The sequence below is a fragment of the Streptomyces sp. PA03-5A genome, from assembly GCF_033792725.1.
GTDB lineage: Bacteria > Actinomycetota > Actinomycetes > Streptomycetales > Streptomycetaceae > Actinacidiphila.
Genome location: NZ_JARAVL010000007.1, coordinates 187,094 through 203,273 on the forward strand (window position 1 = coordinate 187,094; position 16,180 = coordinate 203,273).

15 protein-coding genes are annotated in these 16,180 nt (G+C 72.0%); 13 read left to right on the forward strand and 2 right to left on the reverse strand.

What is annotated here, in order from left to right; translation table 11 throughout:
• Positions 1-23: 23 nt before the first annotated feature.
• From hpnD to PV410_RS10875, 11 genes are all read left to right on the forward strand, one after another.
• Entirely contained in the window at positions 24-932 is a 909-nt protein-coding gene (hpnD, locus tag PV410_RS10825; RefSeq protein WP_499515199.1) for a presqualene diphosphate synthase HpnD, read from the forward strand.
• A gap of 186 nt (positions 933-1,118) precedes the next feature.
• Entirely contained in the window at positions 1,119-2,564 is a 1,446-nt protein-coding gene (gene hpnE, locus PV410_RS10830; RefSeq protein ID WP_500323857.1) for a hydroxysqualene dehydroxylase HpnE, read from the forward strand.
• Entirely contained in the window at positions 2,561-3,682 is a 1,122-nt protein-coding gene (locus PV410_RS10835; RefSeq protein ID WP_499515201.1) for a polyprenyl synthetase family protein, read from the forward strand. Before hpnE ends, PV410_RS10835 begins: the two co-directional genes overlap by 4 nt.
• Positions 3,683-3,780: 98 nt before the next feature.
• Positions 3,781-5,808, forward strand: coding sequence for a squalene--hopene cyclase (shc, locus tag PV410_RS10840; protein ID WP_500323858.1), 2,028 nt, complete (start codon positions 3,781-3,783; stop codon positions 5,806-5,808).
• Positions 5,808-6,410 carry a phosphorylase family protein gene (locus PV410_RS10845; protein ID WP_500323859.1) on the forward strand — a complete coding sequence of 201 codons (603 nt, stop codon included), beginning with the start codon at positions 5,808-5,810 and terminating at the stop codon, positions 6,408-6,410. The genes shc and PV410_RS10845 overlap by 1 nt, the downstream gene beginning before the upstream one ends.
• A gap of 5 nt (positions 6,411-6,415) precedes the next feature.
• Positions 6,416-7,444: an adenosyl-hopene transferase HpnH gene (hpnH, locus tag PV410_RS10850; RefSeq protein ID WP_500323860.1), complete on the forward strand. Its 1,029-nt coding sequence runs from the start codon at positions 6,416-6,418 to the stop codon at positions 7,442-7,444.
• 7 nt (positions 7,445-7,451) lie between these two features.
• Positions 7,452-8,618, forward strand: coding sequence for a flavodoxin-dependent (E)-4-hydroxy-3-methylbut-2-enyl-diphosphate synthase (gene ispG / locus PV410_RS10855; RefSeq protein ID WP_500323861.1), 1,167 nt, complete (start codon positions 7,452-7,454; stop codon positions 8,616-8,618).
• A gap of 37 nt (positions 8,619-8,655) precedes the next feature.
• Positions 8,656-10,581: a 1-deoxy-D-xylulose-5-phosphate synthase gene (gene dxs / locus PV410_RS10860; protein ID WP_500323862.1), complete on the forward strand. Its 1,926-nt coding sequence runs from the start codon at positions 8,656-8,658 to the stop codon at positions 10,579-10,581.
• Positions 10,562-11,965, forward strand: coding sequence for an aspartate aminotransferase family protein (locus tag PV410_RS10865; RefSeq protein ID WP_500323863.1), 1,404 nt, complete (start codon positions 10,562-10,564; stop codon positions 11,963-11,965). The genes dxs and PV410_RS10865 overlap by 20 nt, the downstream gene beginning before the upstream one ends.
• Positions 11,966-12,048: 83 nt before the next feature.
• Positions 12,049-12,666, forward strand: coding sequence for a helix-turn-helix domain-containing protein (locus PV410_RS10870; RefSeq protein ID WP_500323864.1), 618 nt, complete (start codon positions 12,049-12,051; stop codon positions 12,664-12,666).
• Positions 12,667-12,680: 14 nt separating this feature from the next.
• Complete coding sequence (locus PV410_RS10875; protein WP_500323865.1) at positions 12,681-12,806, forward strand: DUF6126 family protein; 126 nt, start codon at positions 12,681-12,683, stop codon at positions 12,804-12,806.
• Between the two features lie 20 nt (positions 12,807-12,826).
• Here PV410_RS10875 and PV410_RS10880 read toward each other — a convergent pair whose 3' ends face one another.
• Positions 12,827-13,651: a tyrosine-protein phosphatase gene (locus PV410_RS10880; RefSeq protein WP_500323866.1), complete on the reverse strand. Its 825-nt coding sequence runs from the start codon at positions 13,649-13,651 to the stop codon at positions 12,827-12,829.
• 244 nt (positions 13,652-13,895) lie between these two features.
• Here PV410_RS10880 and PV410_RS10885 point away from each other — a divergent pair, with 244 nt between their 5' ends.
• Positions 13,896-14,687, forward strand: a complete 792-nt coding sequence (locus PV410_RS10885) for an SGNH/GDSL hydrolase family protein (protein WP_500323867.1) — start codon at positions 13,896-13,898, stop codon at positions 14,685-14,687.
• Between the two features lie 31 nt (positions 14,688-14,718).
• Here PV410_RS10885 and PV410_RS10890 read toward each other — a convergent pair whose 3' ends face one another.
• Positions 14,719-15,099 (reverse strand): ATP-binding protein, encoded by a 381-nt coding sequence (locus PV410_RS10890; protein ID WP_500323868.1) that lies wholly within the window; start codon positions 15,097-15,099, stop codon positions 14,719-14,721.
• Between the two features lie 214 nt (positions 15,100-15,313).
• Between PV410_RS10890 and PV410_RS10895 the strand changes: the two genes are divergently transcribed.
• Positions 15,314-16,180, forward strand: a complete 867-nt coding sequence (locus tag PV410_RS10895; RefSeq protein WP_500323869.1) for a Sco1979 family transcriptional regulator — start codon at positions 15,314-15,316, stop codon at positions 16,178-16,180.

Here is a 16,180-nt window from a genome sequence, read left to right on the forward strand (position 1 = left end):
GGACCGTGAACGGCTCCGATCGCATGTCCGGCCCGGTACTCGCGGCCTACCGCTACTGCGAGGTCGTCACCGGCCACGAGGCCCGGAACTTCGCCTACGGCATCCGGCTGCTGCCCACCCCCAAGCGACAGGCCATGTCCGCCCTGTACGCCTTCTCCCGGCGGGTGGACGACATCGGCGACGGCGACCTCGACCTCCCCGAGAAGCAGCAGCGGCTGGACGGGACCCGGGCCCTGCTCACCCGGGTCCGGGAGGGCGCCGTCACCGAGGACGACACCGACCCGGTGGCCGTCGCGCTCGCCGACGCCGCCCGCCGCTTCCCGCTCCCGCTCGGCGGGCTCGACGAGCTGATCGACGGCGTGCAGATGGACCTGCGCGGCGACACCTACGAGACCTGGGACGACCTCGCCTCCTACTGCCGGTGCGTCGCCGGCGCCATCGGCCGGCTCTCGCTCGGCGTCTTCGGCACCGTGCCCGGCGCGCCCGGCCGGGAGCGCGCCGCGGAGTACGCGGACACCCTGGGGCTCGCCCTGCAACTCACCAACATCCTGCGGGACCTGCGCGAGGACGCCTCCAACGGGCGCACCTACCTGCCCGCCGAGGACCTCGCGAAGTTCGGCTGTTCCGGCGGGTTCCTCACCGACACCCCGCCGCCGGGGTCCGACTTCGCGGGCCTGGTCGAGTTCGAGGTCAAGCGGGCCCGCGCCCTGTTCGCCGAGGGGTACCGGCTGCTGCCCATGCTGGACCGCCGCAGCGGCGCCTGCGTCTCCGCCATGGCCGGCATCTACCGCCGTCTCCTGGAGCGCATCGCCGCCGACCCCGAGGCCGTCCTCCGCGGCCGGGTCTCGCTGCCCGGTCACCAGAAGGCGTACGTCGCGGCGCGCGGCCTCGCCGGTCTCGACGCCCGACGTGCCGCCAGGAGGCGCGTGTGACGCCCGCTCCACCGGCCGCGGGCGCCTTCCCCCGCACCGGCAAAAGCACCGCAACCGGCACGGGAGCGGCAGCCTCGCGGAAAAGCGCCGTTTTCCGCCGCCGTGAGGCAACCGCCGTCGTGCCGGAGGCGTCACTGTCGGCAATGGTGCGCCGCGCCGCGCGCGGCGGCACCCGGGGGAGGACGCATGGCTGAGCGCACGGCCGTCGTGATCGGCGGCGGGCTCGCGGGCACGACGGCGGCGCTGGCACTGGCCGACGCCGGGCTCCGCGTCACCCTGCTCGAGGCCCGGCCCCGGCTCGGCGGGCTCGCCTTCTCCTTCCGGCGCGGCGACCTGACCGTCGACAACGGCCAGCACGTCTTCCTGCGGTGCTGCGTCGCCTACCTGCGGTTCCTGGAACGCATCGACGCTGCCGACCTCGTCACCCTCCAGGACCGGCTCGACGTGCCGGTGCTCGACGTGGCCACCTCCCGGCCCCGGCTCGGCCGGCTGCGCCGCGCGGGGCTGCCCGTACCGCTGCACCTGGCCGCCAGCCTGGCCACCTACCCGCACCTGTCCCTGGGCGAGCGGGCGTCCGTCGGGCGGGCCGCGCTCGCGCTGCGCTCGCTCGACCCCACCGACCCGGCGCTGGACGCCGTCGACTTCGGCAGCTGGCTGCGCGAGCACGGCCAGTCGGCCCGCACCGTCGAGGCGCTGTGGGACCTGGTCGGCGTCGCGACGCTCAACGCCACGGCCGACGAGGCGTCACTTGGCCTGGCCGCCATGGTCTTCAAGACCGGGCTGCTCTCCGCGCCGGGCGCGGCGGACATCGGCTGGGCCGCCCGCCCGCTCGGCGAGCTGCACGACGACCGCGCCCGCACCGCCCTGGACAAGGCGGGCGTGCGCACCCTGCTGCGCACCCGCGCCACCTCGCTCACCCGCACGGACGCGCCCGAGCCGGTACGGTCCGCCGACGGCGGCCCCGGGGAGGGCGGACCGGTCTGGGAGGTCGAGGCCGAGACCGGTCCCGGGCGCGCCGAGCGCTTCACGGCCGACGCCGTCGTGCTGGCCGTGCCCCAGCAGGAAGCCCACGGGCTGCTGCCCGCCGGCGCCCTGGCGGACCAGGACGCGCTGCTGCGCATCGGCACCGCGCCGATCCTCAACGTGCACGTCGTGTACGACCGCAAGGTCCTGCGGCAGCCCTTCCTCGCCGCCCTCGGCAGCCCCGTGCAGTGGGTCTTCGACCGTACGGAGCACTCCGGGCTGACCGGCGAAGGCCAGTACGTCGCCCTGTCCCAGTCGGCGGCCCAGGAGGAGATCGACCTCCCCGTGGCCGAGCTGCGGGCGCGCTACCTGCCGGAGCTGGAGCGGTTGCTCCCGGCCGCGCGTGAGGCCGCCGTCCTGGACTTCTTCGTCACCAGGGAACGGACCGCGACCTTCGCGCCCGCCCCCGGTGTCGGCGCCCTCCGCCCGGGTCCCCGTACCCGCGCGCAGGGCGTCTGGCTCGCCGGTGCGTGGACCGCCACCGGCTGGCCCGCGACGATGGAAAGCGCGGTCCGCAGCGGTTTGCAAGCCTCCCGCGCAGCTTTGACCGCACTCCGCCATCCCTTCGACCCACGTACCTTCGCAATCGAAGGCCTGGAGCCGGTATGAGCATGACCAGTGCAATCAGAGGAGAGAATGTGACCGCTGGCAACGAGCAGATGACCGCGGGCGTCGACAGAGAGACCGTGACCGTGCTGCTGGAGCGCGGCCGCGAGCTGTCCACGCCGGTGCTGCGCGCCGCCGTGGACCGCCTCGCACCCCCGATGGACACCGTCGCCGCCTACCACTTCGGATGGATCGACGCCGCGGGCAACCCGTCCCACGGCGACAGCGGCAAGGCCGTGCGCCCCGCACTCGCACTGCTGTCCGCGGAGGCGGCGGGCGCCGCCCCCGAGGTGGGCGTCCCCGGCGCGGTCGCCGTGGAGCTGGTGCACAACTTCTCCCTGCTGCACGACGACCTGATGGACGGTGACGAGCAGCGCCGCCACCGCGACACGGTCTGGAAGGTGCACGGCCCCGCCCAGGCCATCCTGGTCGGCGACGCGCTCTTCGCCCTCGCCAACGAGATCCTGCTGGAGCAGGGCACCGTCGAGGCCGGCCGGGCCACCCGCCGGATCACCACCGCGACCCGCAAGCTGATCGACGGTCAGGCCCAGGACATCTCCTTCGAGCACCGCGAGCGGGTCACCGTCGAGGAGTGCCTGGAGATGGAGGGCAACAAGACCGGCGCCCTGCTGGCCTGCGCCTGCTCCATCGGCGCGGTGCTGGGCGGCGCCTCGGAGGCCGACGCGGACGCCCTGGAGGAGTACGGCTACCACCTCGGCCTGGCCTTCCAGGCCGTCGACGACCTGCTGGGCATCTGGGGCGACCCGGCCGCCACCGGCAAGCAGACCTGGAGCGACCTGCGCCAGCGCAAGAAGTCCCTGCCGGTGGTCGCGGCGCTGGCCGCGGGCGGCTCGGCCTCGCAGCGCCTGGCCGAACTCCTGGCCGCGGATGCGAAGGCCGCGGATTCATCGGACCGTAATGACATCGAGTCCTTCGACGAGGAAGAGTTCGCGACGAGGGCGGCGTTGATCGAGGAGGCCGGTGGCCGGGAGTGGACCTCCCGGGAAGCCCGCCGGCAGTACGCCACCGCGATCGCCGCACTCGACAAAATGGACATGCCGGGAGAAGTTCGCCGTAAGCTCGTGGGCCTGGCGGATTTCGTGGTGGTTCGCGAGAAGTAGGGAAACAACTGGAGCGCAGTACGTCGCCGGCCGGGCGCGCGTGACGGCCGACGGCAGCCCCAACACCGCAGACGGAACGACTGTGCAAAGGGGAAGCCATGACAGCGACGACCGACGGCGGTCCCGGGGGCGAGGCGGCCCGCGGGACACCCTCGGCCAGAACGAAGACCGCGGGCGCGATTCCGGAACCGGCGTCAGTTCCCTGGCCCGGCGGCAGCACCGGAACGACCGAGGAGCTCGCGGCCGAGGCCGCGCGCCGGGCCACCGGCCACCTGCTGGCGCGTCAGCATCCTGACGGCTGGTGGAAGGGCGACCTCGAGACCAACGTGACGATGGACGCCGAGGACCTGCTGCTCCGTCAGTTCCTCGGCATCCAGGACGAACGGGTCGTCGGGGCCGCCGCCCGCTGGATCAGGTCCCAGCAGCGCGACGACGGCGCCTGGGCCACCTTCCACGGGGGGCCGCGCGACCTCTCGGCCACCGTCGAGGCCTACGTCGCGCTGCGGCTCGCCGGTGACGCCCCCGAGGAGCCGTGGATGGCCGCCGCCGCGGCCTTCGTCCGCGAGCAGGGCGGCATCGCGCGGTCACGGGTCTTCACCCGGATCTGGCTCGCGCTGTTCGGCTGGTGGCGCTGGGACGACCTCCCGGAGCTGCCGCCCGAGCTCATCTACCTGCCCAAGTGGGTCCCGCTCAACATCTACTCCTTCGCCAGCTGGGCCCGGCAGACCATCGTGCCGCTGACGATCGTCGGCGCCCACCGGCCCGTACGGCCCGCCCCGTTCACCCTCGACGAGCTGCACACCGACCCCGCGCGGCCCAATCCGCCGGTCCCGCGGGCACCGCTGTCCAGCTGGGACGGGTTCTTCCAGCGGGTCGACCGGGCCCTGCACGCCTACCGCAAGGTCACCGTCCGTCCGCTGCGCCGTGCCGCGATGCGCTCGGCGGCGCGCTGGATCATCGAACGCCAGGAGAACGACGGCTGCTTCGGCGGCATCCAGCCGCCCGCCGTGTACTCCGTCATCGCGCTCCACCTGCTCGGCTACGACCTCGACCACCCCGTGCTGCGCGCCGGACTCAAGGCGCTGGACGACTTCGCGGTCTGGCCGGACAAGGACACGCGGATGATCGAGGCGTGCCAGTCCCCGGTCTGGGACACCTGCCTGGCGACCATCGCGCTGGCCGACGCCGGCGTCCCCGCCGACGACCCGGCGCTGGTCAAGGCGGCGGACTGGATGCTGGGGGAGCAGATCACCAAGCGCGGCGACTGGGCCGTGCAGCGGCCCGGCCTGCCCTCCGGTGGCTGGGCGTTCGAGTTCCAGAACGACACCTACCCCGACATCGACGACACCGCCGAGGTGGTCCTCGCCCTGATCAGGGTCGACCACCCGGACCCGGAGCGGGTGAAGGCCTCAGTCGACCGCGGGGTGCGCTGGAACGTCGGGATGCAGTCGAAGAACGGCGCCTGGGGCGCCTTCGACGCCGACAACACCAGCGCCTTCCCCAACCGGCTGCCCTTCTGCGACTTCGGTGAGGTCATCGACCCGCCGTCGGCCGACGTCACGGCCCACGTGGTCGAGATGCTGGCCGCCCTCGGCCTGGAGCACGACCCGCACACCCGGCGCGGGATCGACTGGCTGCTCGCCGAACAGGAGCGCAGCGGCGCATGGTTCGGCCGCTGGGGCGTCAACTACATCTACGGCACCGGATCGGTGGTCCCGGCCCTCGTCGCGGCCGGCCTCCCGGCGGGCCACCCCGCGATCCGGCGGGCGGTGGGCTGGCTGGAGTCCGTCCAGAACGAGGACGGGGGCTGGGGCGAGGACCTGCGCTCCTACTCCTCCGACGAGTGGGTCGGCCGCGGCGAGTCCACCGCCTCGCAGACGGCCTGGGCCCTGCTGGCCCTGCTGTCGGCCGGCGAACGCGAGGGCGAGGCCGTACGGCGCGGGGTGCGCTGGCTGGCGCGGACCCAGAAGGAGGACGGGTCCTGGGACGAGCCGTACTTCACCGGCACCGGCTTCCCCCGGGACTTCTCCATCAACTACCACCTCTACCGGATGGTCTTCCCGCTCACCGCCCTCGGGCGCTACGTGCACGGCGAGCCGCTCGGCGGGCTACGGAAGGGGGCCTGATGGGGCCGGCCGGCCCACCTCTGCTCATCGTCTGCGCGCTACGGGTGGAACGGTTCGCCCTGCGCGGCGGCGACCGCAGCCACGCCGCGGGCCCGATCGCCTTCGTGCGCACGGGCATGGGGCCCCAGGCCGCGGAACGCGCCGTCGCCGCCGCGCTGCGCGACCCCGCCCTGGACGGGGCGGCGGTCCTCACCACCGGCTTCTGCGCCGGGCTGGCCCCCGGGATGCGGCCGGGCGATGTGGTCGTCGCCGACGAGCCGCGTGACGGGGAATCACTCGCCGCCGCCCTCAAGGCGGCGGGACACACCGTGCACGTCGGCCGGCTCGCCGAGTCGGACCACGTCGTACGGGGCCCGGAGCGGGCGGCGCTCCGGGCCACCGGTGCCGTCGCCGTCGACATGGAGTCGGCGGCGATGATGCGGGCCGCGCTCGCCCGGGGTCCACGCCCGGTCGCCGCGGCCCGCGTGGTCGTCGACACGCCCGAGTTCGAGCTCGTGCGGGTCGGCACGCTCCGCACGGGGATCACCGCTTTCCGCGTGCTGAGGGACCTGCTTCCTGCCTTTCTCGATTGGCACCGCTCTACCACGCTCCCCTGGAGGTGAGCTAGATGGCCATGCCACTCCGACAGTCCATCAGGGTCGGCACCTACCTCTTCGAACAGAAAATGCTCCGCAGGCGCGAGAAGTTCCCGCTCATCGTCGAGCTCGAGCCACTCTTCGCGTGCAACCTGAAATGCGAGGGCTGCGGAAAGATCCAGCACCCGGCGGGTGTGCTGAAGCAGCGCATGCCGGTGGCGCAGGCCGTCGGCGCCGTCATCGAATCGGGCGCGCCGATGGTGTCGATCGCCGGCGGCGAACCGCTGATGCACCCTCAGATCGACGAGATCGTGCGGCAACTGGTGGCGAAGCGGAAGTACGTCTTCCTCTGCACCAACGCCATGCTGCTGCGCAAGAAGATGGACAAGTTCACCCCCTCGCCCTACTTCGCCTTCGCCGTGCACATCGACGGACTGCGTGAGCGGCACGACGAGTCGGTCGCCAAGGAAGGCGTCTTCGACGAGGCGGTGGAGGCGATCAAGGAGGCCAAGCGGCGCGGATTCCGGGTCACCACCAATTCGACCTTCTTCAACACCGACACCCCGCAGACCATCATCGAGGTGCTCAACTTCCTCAATGACGACCTGCAGGTCGACGAGATGATGATCTCGCCGGCCTACGCCTACGAGAAGGCTCCCGACCAGGAGCACTTCCTGGGCGTGGAACAGACCCGGGAACTGTTCAAGAAGGCCTTCTCGGGCGGCAACCGGAAGAAGTGGCGGCTCAACCACAGCCCCCTCTTCCTGGACTTCCTCGAAGGCAAGGTCGACTTCCCCTGCACCGCCTGGGCGATCCCCAACTACTCCCTGTTCGGCTGGCAGCGCCCCTGCTACCTGATGAGCGACGGTTACGTGACCACGTACAAGGAGCTCGTCGAGGACACCGACTGGAGCAAGTACGGCCGCGGCAAGGACCCGCGCTGCGCCAACTGCATGGCGCACTGCGGCTACGAGCCGACCGCCGTCCTGGCCACGATGACCTCCCTCAAGGAGTCCATCAGGGCCACCCGGGAGACCATCGCCGGCAACCGCGGGAAGTGACGTCGCGATGACAGCTGTCGAGCCCGTCCAGCTCGGCCTGCCCTCCGTCCCGGCCCGGCCGCTAGCGGAGCGCCGCCGTTCGCGGCGCATCCAGGTCGGGTCGGTGGCGGTGGGCGGCGACGCCCCGGTCTCCGTCCAGTCCATGACGACCACGCTCACCGCCGACGTCAACGCGACCCTGCAGCAGATCGCCGAACTGACCGCGGCGGGCTGCCAGATCGTACGGGTCGCCTGCCCCTCGCAGGACGACGCGGACGCGCTGCCGCAGATCGCGAGGAAGTCGCAGATCCCGGTGATCGCGGACATCCACTTCCAGCCGAAGTACGTGTTCGCGGCGATCGACGCGGGCTGTGCGGCGGTGCGGGTGAACCCGGGCAACATCCGGCAGTTCGACGACAAGGTGAAGGAGATCGCCAAGGCGGCCTCCGAGGCGGGTGTGCCGATCCGGATCGGGGTGAACGCCGGGTCGCTGGACAAGCGCCTGCTGGAGAAGTACGGCAAGGCCACCCCGGAGGCGCTGGTGGAGTCGGCGCTGTGGGAGTGCTCGCTGTTCGAGGAGCACGGTTTCCGGGACATCAAGATCTCGGTGAAGCACAACGACCCGGTGGTGATGGTCAACGCGTACCGCCTGCTGGCGGCGCAGTGCGACTATCCGCTGCACCTGGGCGTGACCGAGGCGGGTCCGGCGTTCCAGGGCACGATCAAGTCGGCGGTGGCGTTCGGTGCGCTGCTGAGCGAGGGCATCGGGGACACGATCCGGGTGTCGCTGTCGGCTCCTCCGGCGGAGGAGGTCAAGGTCGGCATCCAGATCCTGGAGTCGCTGAACCTGCGGCAGCGGCGGCTGGAGATCGTCTCGTGCCCGTCGTGCGGTCGTGCGCAGGTGGACGTGTACAAGCTGGCGGACCAGGTGACGGCGGGCCTGGAGGGCATGGAGGTCCCGCTGCGGGTCGCGGTGATGGGCTGTGTCGTCAACGGTCCGGGCGAGGCGCGCGAGGCCGACCTGGGGGTGGCCTCGGGCAACGGCAAGGGGCAGATCTTCGTCAAGGGCGAGGTCATCAAGACCGTGCCGGAGTCGAAGATCGTGGAGACCCTCATCGAGGAGGCCATGAAGCTCGCCGAGCGCATGCAGGCCGACGGAGTGCCGTCAGGAGAGCCCCAGATCAGTGTGAGCTAAAGCGAAACAATCCCCGGCAGGGGAGCGAGGTGGGAAAGTGTCGCTGCTCGAGAACATCCGTGGTCCACGCGACCTGAAGGCCCTTCCGCCGGAGCGGCTGGGCGAACTCGCCGTGGAGATCCGTGAATTCCTGGTGCAGGCGGTGGCCAGGACCGGGGGGCACCTGGGACCCAATCTGGGCGTGGTCGAGCTGACGGTCGCCCTGCACCGGGTCTTCGACTCGCCGGCCGACCGCATCCTGTGGGACACGGGTCACCAGTCCTACGTCCACAAGATCCTGACCGGCCGTCAGGACTTCTCCAAACTGCGCGGCAAGGGGGGCCTGTCCGGCTACCCCTCGCGCGCCGAGTCCGAGCACGACCTCATCGAGAACAGCCACGCCTCCACGGTGCTCGGCTGGGCCGACGGCCTGGCCAAGGCCAACCAGGTGCTCGGCCGACAGGACCATGTCGTGGCCGTCATCGGGGACGGCGCGCTCACCGGCGGCATGGCCTGGGAGGCGCTGAACAACATCGCCGCCGCCAAGGACCGTCCGCTGATCATCGTCGTCAACGACAACGAGCGCTCCTACGCCCCCACCATCGGCGGCCTCGCCAACCACCTGGCCACCCTGCGCACCACCGACGGCTACGAGCGCTTCCTGGCCTGGGGCAAGCAGGTGCTCCAGCAGACGCCCGTGGTCGGCAAGCCGCTGTACGAGTCCCTGCACGGCGCCAAGAAGGGCTTCAAGGACGCCTTCGCCCCGCAGGGCATGTTCGAGGACCTGGGGCTGAAGTACCTCGGCCCGATCGACGGCCACGACGTGACCGCGGTCGAGTCGGCGCTGCGCCGGGCCCGGCGCTTCCACGGCCCCGTCCTCGTCCACTGCCTCACCGAGAAGGGCCGCGGCTACGCCTTCGCCGAGCGCGACGAGGCGGACCGCTTCCACGCCGTGGGCGCCATGGACCCGCTCACCTGCGAACCGCTCACCCCGTCGAGCGGCCCGAAGTGGACCTCGGTCTTCGGCAACGAGATGGTCCGGATCGGCGCCGAGCGCCCGGACGTCGTGGCGATCACGGCGGCCATGCTGCAGCCGGTCGGGCTGGAGAAGTTCGCCAAGGCGTTCCCCGACCGCGTCTACGACGTCGGGATCGCCGAGCAGCACGCGGCGGTCTCGGCGGCGGGCCTGGCGACCGGCGGGCTGCACCCGGTGGTCGCCGTGTACGCGACCTTCCTCAACCGCGCCTTCGACCAGGTCCTGATGGACGTCGCGCTGCACAAGTGCGGTGTGACCTTCGTGCTGGACCGGGCGGGCGTCACCGGCGACGACGGCGCTTCGCACAACGGAATGTGGGACATGTCGATCCTCCAGGTCGTCCCGGGCCTGCGGATCGCCGCGCCGCGCGACGCCGACCAACTGCGCGCCCAGCTCCGCGAGGCGATCGACGTCGACGACGCGCCCACCGTCGTCCGCTTCCCCAAGGAGACCGTCGGCGAGACCCTGCCGGCCATCGACCGGGTCGGCGGCATGGACGTGCTGCACCGCGGCGACCGGCCGGACGTGCTGATGGTGTCCGTCGGCGCCCTGGGCTCGGTCTCCCTGGCCGCGGCCGCCCTGCTGCGCGAACGCGGCGTCGGCGTCACGGTCGTCGACCCCCGCTGGGTCAAGCCGCTCGACGCGGAGCTGCCCGCGCTCGCCGCCCGGCACCGCATGGTGGCCGTCATCGAGGACAACGGCCGGGCCGGGGGCGTGGGTTCTGCGGTGGCGCAGGCCCTGCGGGACGCGGAGACCGACGTGCCGGTCCGGGACTTCGGCATCCCGCAGCAGTTCCTGGCGCACGCCAAGCGCGGCGAGGTGCTGGCCGACATCGGGCTCACCCCGGCCGAGATCGCCGGCCGGATCGGGGCCACCCTGACCCGTCTCGCGGTGAACGAGCAGCACCCGAACGAGAGGCACGTGAGCGATGACATCGCCCGAACCTGAGCCCAAGGGGTTCGATCTGGCGACGCTGCTGGCCGAGCGCGGAGCCGAGCGCTACGACCTGCACGCCAGGTACCTCAATCACCAGTTGCCGCGGATGCTGCACACCATCGGCTTCGACAAGGTCTACGAGCGGGCCGAGGGCGCGTACTTCTGGGACGACGAGGGCCGGGACTACCTCGACATGCTCGCCGGCTTCGGGGTGATGGGCCTGGGCCGCCACCACCCCGTGGTCCGCAAGGCGTTGCACGACGTCCTGGACGCCGGGCTGGCCGACCTCACCCGCTTCGACTGCCAGCCGCTGCCGGGCCTGCTCGCGGAGAAGCTGCTGTCGTACGCGCCGGGGCTCGACCGGGTGTTCTTCGGCAACAGCGGCACCGAGGCCGTCGAGACGGCCCTGAAGTTCGCCCGTTACGCCACCGGCAGGCCCCGCGTGCTCTACTGCGACCACGCGTTCCACGGGCTGACCACCGGCTCGCTGTCCGTCAACGGCGAGGTCGGCTTCCGCGAGGGCTTCGACCCGCTGCTCCCCGACACCGCCGTGCCCCTGGGCGACCTGGCGGCCCTGGAGCGGGAGCTGGCCAAGGGCGACGTGGCCGCGCTGATCGTCGAGCCGATCCAGGGCAAGGGCGTGCACGCCGCGCCGCCCGGTTACCTGCGGGCGGCGCAGGAGCTGCTGCACCGGCACAAGGCGCTGCTCATCGCCGACGAGGTGCAGACCGGCATCGGCCGCACCGGCGACTTCTTCGCCTACCGGCACGAGGAGGGCGTCGAGCCGGACCTGGTGTGCGTGGCCAAGGCGCTGTCGGGCGGCTACGTGCCGGTGGGCGCCACCCTCGGCAAGGACTGGATCTTCAAGAAGGTCTACTCCTCCATGGACCGGGTGCTGGCGCACTCCGCCAGCTTCGGCTCCAACGCCCAGGCCATGGCCGCCGGGCTGGCCACCCTCACGGTGATGGAGGACGAGAAGGTCGTCGCCAACGCGCGGGCCACCGGGGACCTGCTCCGCGACCGCCTCGCCGCCCTCGTCGACCGCTACGAGCTGCTGCACGAGGTCCGCGGCCGGGGCCTGATGATCGGCATCGAGTTCGGCCGGCCGAAGTCGCTGGGGCTGCGCAGCCGCTGGACGATGCTGCAGGCGGCCCGCAAGGGCCTGTTCGCGCAGATGGTGGTGGTGCCGCTGCTGCAGCGGCACCGTATCCTCACCCAGGTCTCGGGGGACCACCTGGAGGTGATCAAGCTGATCCCGCCGCTGGTCATCGGGGAGCGCGAGGTGGACCGTTTCGTGGACGCCTTCACCGCCGTGATGGACGACGCACACGGCGGCGGTGGCCTGATGTGGGAGTTCGGCAGGACACTGGTGAAGCAGGCCGTCGCCAACCGCTGACCCGGGCCCGCGTCCGGCCCACGGTGCTTTGCCCCTGAGGCAAACTTTTTGCCTCAGGGGCGAACCACGTCTATACCTGAGGCATGACCTCACCATCCGCGGACGAGGCGCCCCTGCCGGACGTCGCCCCCCAGTTGCGCGCGCTGCGCCGCAGGGGCGGGCTGACGCTGGAGGCGGCCGCGGCCCGCGCCGGGCTGTCGCCCGCGCACCTGTCCCGGCTGGAGACCGGGCAGCGGCAGCCTTCGCTCCCCATGCTGCTGACCCTCGCCCGCACCTACGGCACCACGGTGTCCGACCTGCTCGGCGAGACCTCCCCCGAGCGCGATCCGGTCGTCCGTGGCGGTTCCGTGCCGCCCGCGGAGGCCGGCGGCTGGACGTACTGGCCGGCCGGGAACCCCGGGCGGGCCATGCAGGCGCTGCGGCTGCACGTGCCGCCCGGCCCCCAGGAGGGGCTGGTCCGCGTCCACGCCGGCGAGGAGTGGCTGCACGTCCTGGGGGGCGAGCTGCGGCTCACCCTCGGGGACGCCGTGCACCGGCTGGTGCCCGGCGACAGCGCCCACTTCGACTCGCTCACCCCGCACCGCATCGCGGCGGCCTCGCCGAACGGTGTCGATCTGCTGTTCGTCCACACGCTGCTGCGGAGTTCCGTCGTAGAGCTGTGCCTGGGCGACGGCCGTTCCCCGCGCCCCCACGGCGCATGACGAGAGGACTGACCGTGTCCGGCAACTCCGGGGGCAAGGCCCCCATGGGCTTCAAGGTGCGCACCTTCATCTACCTGGTGGGGGTCCACGTCATCGCCGCGTTCTTCTTCCTGATCTTCCACCTGGCCGGGGCCAAGTAGGGCGGCCCCGCCGCCTCGTGTCAGGCCGGCTGCGCGCCGTCCAGGAAGAGCGCGCGCAGCCGCTCGCGACGCCCGGGGGTGAGGCCGAGCCCCTCCTCCAGGTAGCGGTCCACCGAGCCCCAGTGCTCCTCGATGGTGTCGAAGGCGGTCTCCAGGTACTCCTTGCGCGCGTCGAAGAGCGGGCCGAGCAGCTCCATGACCTCGGGGGTGGTCGCCGGTTCCGCGTCGTCGCCGCGCTTGATGCGGTAGCGGCGGTGGGCCTCGTTGCTCTTGAGGTAGTCCTCCACGATCGCGTCGCGCTCGACCCCGAGGGCGAGCAGGATGACGGCGACCGAGGTCCCGGCCCGGTCCTTGCCCGCGGCGCAGTGCAGCAGCGCCGGCACCGACTCGTCCTCGGCGAGCAGTTCCAGCATGCGGGCGTGCTCGGCGGTGCGGTCCAGCACGATGCGGCGGTAGGCCTGCACCATGCGCGCGGCGGCGCGGCCCTCCCCGAGGATCTGGCGCAGCGCCGCGATGTCGCCGTCGCGGACCGTCGTCCAGAACTCGGCGCCCGAGGCCGGGTCGCTCAGCGGCATGTTGACGTTGCGCACGCCGGGCAGCTCGACGTCCGGGCCCTCCAGCTTCATGTCGGAGGCGTTGCGGAAGTCGAAGACCGTGTGCAGCCCGAGGGTGGAGAGGAAGGCGGCGTCGGCGGCGGTGGCGTGCGCCAGGTGGCCGCTGCGGAAGAGCCGTCCGTACCGCACCCGGCGGCCGTCCGTCGTCGGGAGGCCGCCCACGTCGCGGAAGTTGCGCACCCCGGTCAGCTCGGGTTCCGACGGGGCGGTCTGCGGCGTCTGCTCGGTCACCGGGGCTCCTTCGGTTCAGGGGCCGGACGGTGCGGATCACCGGCGGCCGGACCACTCCCGACCTTACGACACCCGTGGCGGCCCGTACCGCGCGGTATGTGATCGCGGGAGGGGGCTGTGCGCGGCGGGCGCGGCACCGCCGTATTCCGCTTCCGGCGGATCCAGCCGGGTGGGATACATCACCCCCCGTCAACCCTTGGTTACGGTGGCGTAGGTCACTTGAGGAGGTGAAGTATGTGCTGACGTGCCAGACGATTCGAAGAGAAACAACAGTGCCGCCATCGGGTCGTACACCGCCCTGGGGGACAGCTTCACCGAAGGTGTGGGCGATCCGGGTCCCGACGGGACGTTCATCGGCTGGGCCGACCGGCTGGCGGTCCTCCTGTCCGACCGCCGCCCGGAGCACGACTTCCGGTACGCGAACCTCGCGGTGCGCGGCCGCCTACTCGACCAGATCGTCGAGGAGCAGGTGCCGCGGGCCGTGGAGCTCGCGCCCGACCTCGTGACCTTCTGCGCGGGCGGCAACGACATCCTCCGCCCCGGCAGCGACCCGGACGACGTCGCGGAGCGCTACGAGGCGGCGGTCGCCCGCCTCACCGCGTCCGTCGGCACCGTCGTGCTGTGCACCGGTTTCGACACCCGCGGCATCCCCGTGCTGCGCCATCTGCGCGGCAAGATCGCCACCTACACGGCCCATGTGCGCGCCATCGCCGACCGGTACGACTCCCCGGTGCTGGACCTGTGGTCGCTCCGTTCCGTCCAGGACCGCCGGGCCTGGGACTCCGACCGCCTCCACCTGTCGCCCGAGGGACACACCAGGGTCGCGCTGCGCGCCGCGCAGGTGCTGGGCCTCGAGGTGCCCGCCGACCCCGACCAGGCGTGGCCGCCGGAGCCGTTCCGCGCGCCCGCCGAGATCCGGCGGGACAACATCCAGTGGGCGCGCGAGTACCTCGTGCCCTGGATCGGCCGGCGGCTGCGCGGGGAGTCCTCCGGCGACAACGTGGAGCCCAAGCGCCCGGACCTGCTGCCGCTGTAGCCGGCGGGCCCGGGGCGCACCGCGCGCGGCGTCAGAAGGGCGAGGCCCCGGAGGCGAGTTCGGCCCACACGACACGGCCGCCACCGTCGTCGGTGGGCCGGACGCCCCATGCCTGCGAGAGCGCGCCCACCAGCAGCAGCCCGCGGCCGCCCTCCTCGTCGACGCCCGCCGCCCGCGGCCGGGGCGCAGTCGGCGCGTGCCCCTGATCGCTGACTTCCAGACGCAGCCGGGTGCCGTCGTAGCGCAGCCCGCAGGTGATGAACTCACTGCCGGTGTGCATGACGGCGTTGGTGAAGAGCTCGGAGACGATCATCTCGGCGTCGTCGCGGAGTCCCTCGTCCGCGTCCCACTCCCGCAACCGTGCCCGCACGCGGTGGCGTGCGTCGGCGACCGAGGACCCGTGAGCGGGCAAACGGAAGAGGTCCTGGCAGCGAAGGGCGTCGAGGTCGCCACGGCGCTCTAACCGCAGAGCGTCTGGTGAGGAGGCCACGTCGCTAACTATGCGGTCCCGTTCTCACTGTTGGCAAGATGCGATCTGTAATTTACAGAACGGCCGATGCGCACTGTCGGTTTTCGTTGACGGCATGACACACTGCTTGTGGCAGAGGGGAGTTGGGGAAGTGGTCGTGACGGACGCGCGGTCAGCCGGTGCCCCCACCGTCCTCCGTGTGGTGCTCGGAAAACGGCTCCAGGACCTGCGTGAGAAGGCCGGACTCTCCTTCGAGGACGCGGGCCGGGCGCTCGACGTCACCCACGCCACCGTCCGCCGCATGGAGAAGGCCGAGGTCGGCCTGAAGATCCCCTACGTCGAGAAGCTCCTGCGCACCTACGGGGTCGGCGACCCGGAAGAGGTCGAGGGGTTCCTGGCGCTCGCCCGCGAGGCCAACCAGCCGGGCTGGTGGCACCGCTACCGCGACGTCCTGCCCGACTGGTTCAGCGCCTTCGTGAGCCTGGAGGGCGAGGCCGGCGTCATCCGCGCCTACGAGCCGCACTACGTCCCCGGACTGCTGCAGACCGAGGACTACGCGCGCGAGGTGCTGCGGGCGGGGAACCCGGGCGCCGGCGACGCGGAGATCGAACGCGGGGTCGCGCTGCGCATGGAGCGCCAGGCCCTGCTCACCCGTGAGGACGCGCCGCTGGTCTGGATCGTCATCGACGAGACGGTGCTGCGAAGACCCATCGGCCTTCCGGCGGTCATGCGCGCCCAGATCGCCAAGCTGATCGACTCCTGCGCGCTGCCCAACGTACGGCTCCAGATCATGCCGTTCACGGCCGGACCGCACCCCGCCATGTACGGCCCGTTCCACATCTTCCGGTTCCAGACGCACGAGCTCCCGGACGTCGTCTACTCGGAAAGCCTGGTCGGGGGCGTCTACTTCGACGACCGCGACGACGTCTCGGCGTTCCTGGAGGCACTGGACCGGATGTGCGCACAGGCCGCGCCCACCCAGAGCACCGAGCGGATCCTCGTCGGCATCCAGAGGGAGACGTGA